This window comes from Aeromonas sp. S12(2024), assembly GCF_041402305.1.
GTDB classification, from domain to species: domain Bacteria; phylum Pseudomonadota; class Gammaproteobacteria; order Enterobacterales; family Aeromonadaceae; genus Aeromonas; species Aeromonas veronii.
In genome coordinates this window covers 1-2,456 of sequence record NZ_JBGLRB010000037.1, presented here as the reverse complement: position 1 = coordinate 2,456, position 2,456 = coordinate 1, and the positions used below count along the sequence as shown (strand labels likewise).

Annotated in this window: 1 protein-coding gene; it reads right to left on the bottom strand. The window is 60.1% G+C overall.

Annotated elements, in window-relative coordinates:
• Nucleotides 1-2,098: RHS repeat-associated core domain-containing protein (locus tag ACB035_RS20410; RefSeq protein WP_371168028.1), on the bottom strand; the 2,098-nt coding region annotated here is incomplete at its 3' end.
• Nucleotides 2,099-2,456: the final 358 nt, after the last annotated feature.

Here is a 2,456-nt window from a genome sequence, read left to right as displayed (position 1 = left end):
TCACAGGATTATTGCGCACCATCCGGTACAGGTTCAGCCCATCCACCGTCCCCGCTGGGTCTGCGTTCAACCAACGACCCACCCACGGCTGGTAATACCGGTACCCGTAATAGTACAACCCCGTGGCGTCCCGCTCTTTACCCGAGTAACGCACCGTCTTGTACTTCGCTTCCACCACCGAGCGTACCGACCACACCGCCGTTCCCCCATACGGGTAATACTCCTCCTGCGTCAAAATATCCGCCCCCTGGTTCAGCTCCAACATGCTGCTGCTCAGGTGATTGTCCACGCTGTAACGCAACACATCATTCTCCATGCTCGCCGGCTTGCCTTGCGCCCAGTGTAATAGTCTCACCGACCCCGCTCCGCCCTGCTCGATGACCAACACATGCAAGTCCTCTGTCAGCGTCGCGCTGCTGGCACTGCGAAACAGCGACCGGGTCACTTTCTGCTCCCAGCTTTGCCGCAACTCGAGCCCCGGCAAGTAAATCACTGTCTCTCGCCTGACCCGCTGGTTGGCCACATCAATGACCGTCTCCGTAGTCTTGCTTAACCGCACGCCCTGTGTGCTGTAGCGATAGCGCTCGATATCACTGCCTGAGCCACGTGCCACCAGGGTGGCGCTGCGCAATTGGTTCTGACCATCCCAACGCAGCGGCTGGCCCGTTGCCAGCGCCTTCACATTGCCCGCACTATCGAAATACCCTTCAACATCTGCCGGGCGCAGGGCTGGGTCAGCAGTTTGCGCCACCGCCCGGTTGCTGCGGTCTGACACCACCATTTCCCGGGTATAGCCGTGCCCTGTCGCGGGGAGATGTTGGATACGCACCAGATTGCCCCCCCGGTCATACCCGTAGGTCCGGGTATAGTTGCGCAACTGTTGGGTGTCCGTCGGAATGGGGATGAGCGGGGTTGGCAGGGCGCTGCCCTGTGGGAGCACATTGTCATTCTCACGGCCAGTGGCCTTGATGAGCTGGTAGAGAGAGTCGTATTCATACTGATTGTTGGCAGACACCCGCTGGTTCTTGTAAAAGCGCGTGGCGGTGGAGACATCCTCGATGCCCAGCACATTACCGACCGGGTCATAGCGATAGCGCAGGTCCTGCAGCACAGAAGTGCGACCCGCCTGAGTGGGGCGAGTGGTCCGCATCTGGCTCAGTCGCAAACTGGTGGGGTCATAGGTATATTCAGTCAACACCCCGTTGCCCGCAGTCTCTTTAAGTTTCAGCCCTGCTGCGTTGTATTCCAGCTCATGGACTATCACCCGTTCAGCCTGTCCTTTCTGAGTGAGGTAGGTCCCCTTGAGGTGGCCGGTCGGCAGATAGGTGTGGCGTTGCTGATTGCCCATCGCATCGGTCTGGGTGAGCATCTCCCCCAGCGCGTTATAGGTCCACCGGGTGGTATAGGTGTTGTCCGTACCCGACAACAGCAGGCTTTGCCAATCGCTTTCTGTGCTTCCCCGCCAATCGCTCTCCATGTCCTCCACCGCCAGTAGCCGACGTAATTCCACCAACGGCTTGCCCAGCAAACTGACTGAGGTGAGGGCCCGCAAGCCACCCAGGTCGTAATGACGCACCAATTGCCCCTTGAGGTTATGGGATTGCGCCTCTGCCTCCGGCAACGTGTCGCCATAGACCATGCGTTCGATAACCCGGGGCTGGTCGGGGCTACCCGTTTTCCCCTCGTAAATGGCCACGGGACGGTCCAGGGCGTCATAGGCAAACGTGTGCACCGTGCCAGCCTGATTCACCCGATACAGGGGGCGGGCTGCTGCATCATGCAGCAGCACTTGCCAACCCGCATCCAGACTGTGGGTCAATAACGGTTTACCGCTCAGGGACGTCAGGTAGGTGAAGTTGGGGCTGACCTCGGGGCGTTGCTCACGCAGCGCCGCCAAGCGCGGGTCAATGCTGGTACTCAGGTGTCCGGCATCATTGTGGGTGTGACAGGTAGTACGCACATCGATGCTCTCACCGGGCGCTGCGCGATAAAGCTGCACTTCCCGGACGATCAAGCCCCGGTTGTCGAGTACCTGTATATCCGGGGTATCCCGACATACCTGGGCAAAGTGGGTATTCACTGCTTCAGGGTGTTCCATTGGGTGGTATCTCCTGTTGAAAGAGGACGGAGGGATGGCCGTGTGCGACCAACGCCCGCCAGCGGGTGGAGCAGGGGCAAACATGCCCCACCACAACTACAGAAAGGGGCCTCAAGAGGCCCCGCGTTAAGAGGTCGAGGGTGGCGCAGGCGCTGGGGTTTATCCATATCCACAGCGCGTGTTGCGCCATGTGTGCCGCCGCATGGGCCGGGAGGGGGATTAGGTGAGCTGGTTCCAGCCAGGCAATGCGCTGTTGCTGCGATAGCCCTGGGCATCAAAGCCATCCCGGTTGGTGACCAGACTGCCCTCAATCTGGGAGTGGGTGCCGTCGTGCCAGAACACCCGGAAGGAGTTCTCT